A 1,798-nucleotide genomic window follows, 5' to 3' on the forward strand; every position below is an offset into this window, starting at 1 on the left:
CCGGCGCACGCCTGGTGCGCGGCCCGATCCGCGACGCCTGGGCGGCCGCGGGCTGGGAGACCGGCCGGCTCGGCTACCCCACGGCCGACCCGGAGACCGTCCCCGGCGGCACCCGCCAGACCTTCCAGGGCGGCACCATCACCTCCGTCTCCGGCCGGACGACGGTGAGCTACCGATGACCCGTCCGGACCGCCTGCCGCGGAGCAGGCCGACGTCGTCGGCCTGGTGGCGCGCATCCGCGACGGTGGTGCTGACCACCGCCGGGGCGCTCGGCGTGGCGGCCTGCACGGCGGAGGATCCGGCCGGCGGTGCCGCGGCGCCGTCGGTGGCCTTCCTGCCGGACGACCGTGAGGCGGTGACCGACCCGGCCCGCCCCGCGGCCGCGGCGGCCGTCCTCTCGTTCGCGATGTGGGAGGAGGAGACGTCGTCGGTGGAGGCGGCCGGCTACGTCAGCCCGGTCATCGAGGACGGCGGGACCTGCACCCTCCACCTCACCCGCGGCGGGGATGAGGTCTCGATCACCGTGCCCGGGGTCGCGGATGCCAGCACCACGGTCTGCGGCGGGCTCTCGGTACCGGAGGAGCAGCTCGCGGCGGGCACGTGGACCCTCCGGCTGGCCTACTCCTCGGCGACGGCGGACGTCGTCTCCGCACCCGTGGACGTGGAGGTGCCGGCATGATCGCGCTGCGCCGGATGGCGGTGCTCCTGCTCGGCGTGGTGTGCGGGGTCGGGATCCTGGTCAGCTCGTCGCCGGACGAGCTGGCCGCGCCCGCCCTGCAGGAGGCCGCCGACACCAGCCAGTTCCGGCCGGGGAACATCATCAGCGACCAGCTCTTCTACGACGGCCGCGCCATGTCGGCGGCCGACGTGCAGTTCTTCCTCGAGAGCAGGAACCCGCGCTGCGTCGCCGCCGATGACGGCACGCCGTGCCTGCAGGACGCCCGGCAGGACACCTACACGCGACCTGCCGACTCCAACTGCCCGGGCACCTACGTCGGCGCCGCCGCCGAGACGGCCGCCACGATCATCGCCAAGGTGGGTGCCGCCTGCGGCATCAGCCAGCGGGTGCTCCTGGTGATCCTGCAGAAGGAGCAGGGGCTGGTCACCCTGAGCGGCAACAACCTCACCGTCCGGCGTTACGAGCGGGCGATGGGCTACGCCTGCCCCGACACCGCCCCCTGCAACCCGGCCTACGCGCACCTGTTCAACCAGGTCTACAGCGCGGCGGCCCGGTACCGGTACTACGCCAACAACCCCGAGAGCTTCAACCACCGGGCCGGCCGGACCAACACCGTCCGCTTCCACCCGAACGCCGACTGCGGCTCCACGCAGGTCTTCATCGAGAACACGGCCACGGCGGGCCTGTACAACTACACGCCCTACCAGCCCAACGCTGCCGCGCTCGCCGCCGGAAAGGGGACGGGGGACGGGTGCTCGGCCTACGGCAACCGCAACTTCTGGATCTACTACACCGACTGGTTCGGCTCGGCCCAGGTGCCCGGCGCCTCGGAGGTGACCGGCCGCTACACGCGGACCGGTGGCCAGGACGGCCCGCTGGGCGCCATCACGGCCAACGTAGTCTGCGGGCTCCCGGCCGGCGGCTGCTTCCAGACCTACGCCGCCGGCGCCATCTACTGGTCGCCGGCCACCGGTGCCCGGATCCTCTCCGGCCCGATCCGTGACCGGTGGGCTGCGGCGGGGTGGGAGCGGGGTGCGTTGGGTTATCCGGTGGGGGACACCACGTGCGGGTTGCGTGATGGTGGGTGTTTCCAGCACTTCGAGGGTGGGTCGGTCTACT

General features: G+C 73.1%; 3 protein-coding genes. All 3 read left to right on the forward strand.

The genetic code is table 11. The annotated features are described in order from the left end of the window. The coding region (locus tag ACI791_RS17895; protein WP_456587265.1) for an LGFP repeat-containing protein at positions 1 to 179 on the forward strand (179 nt) is incomplete at its 5' end. Then, positions 176 to 679: a hypothetical protein gene (locus ACI791_RS17900; protein ID WP_456587263.1), complete on the forward strand. Its 504-nt coding sequence runs from the start codon at positions 176 to 178 to the stop codon at positions 677 to 679. The genes ACI791_RS17895 and ACI791_RS17900, both read left to right, overlap by 4 nt. Next, positions 676 to 1,798 (forward strand): LGFP repeat-containing protein (locus tag ACI791_RS17905; protein WP_456587264.1); only part of this gene is annotated, 1,123 nt, incomplete at its 3' end. The genes ACI791_RS17900 and ACI791_RS17905, both read left to right, overlap by 4 nt.

The organism is Blastococcus sp. SYSU DS0973 (assembly GCF_054051055.1).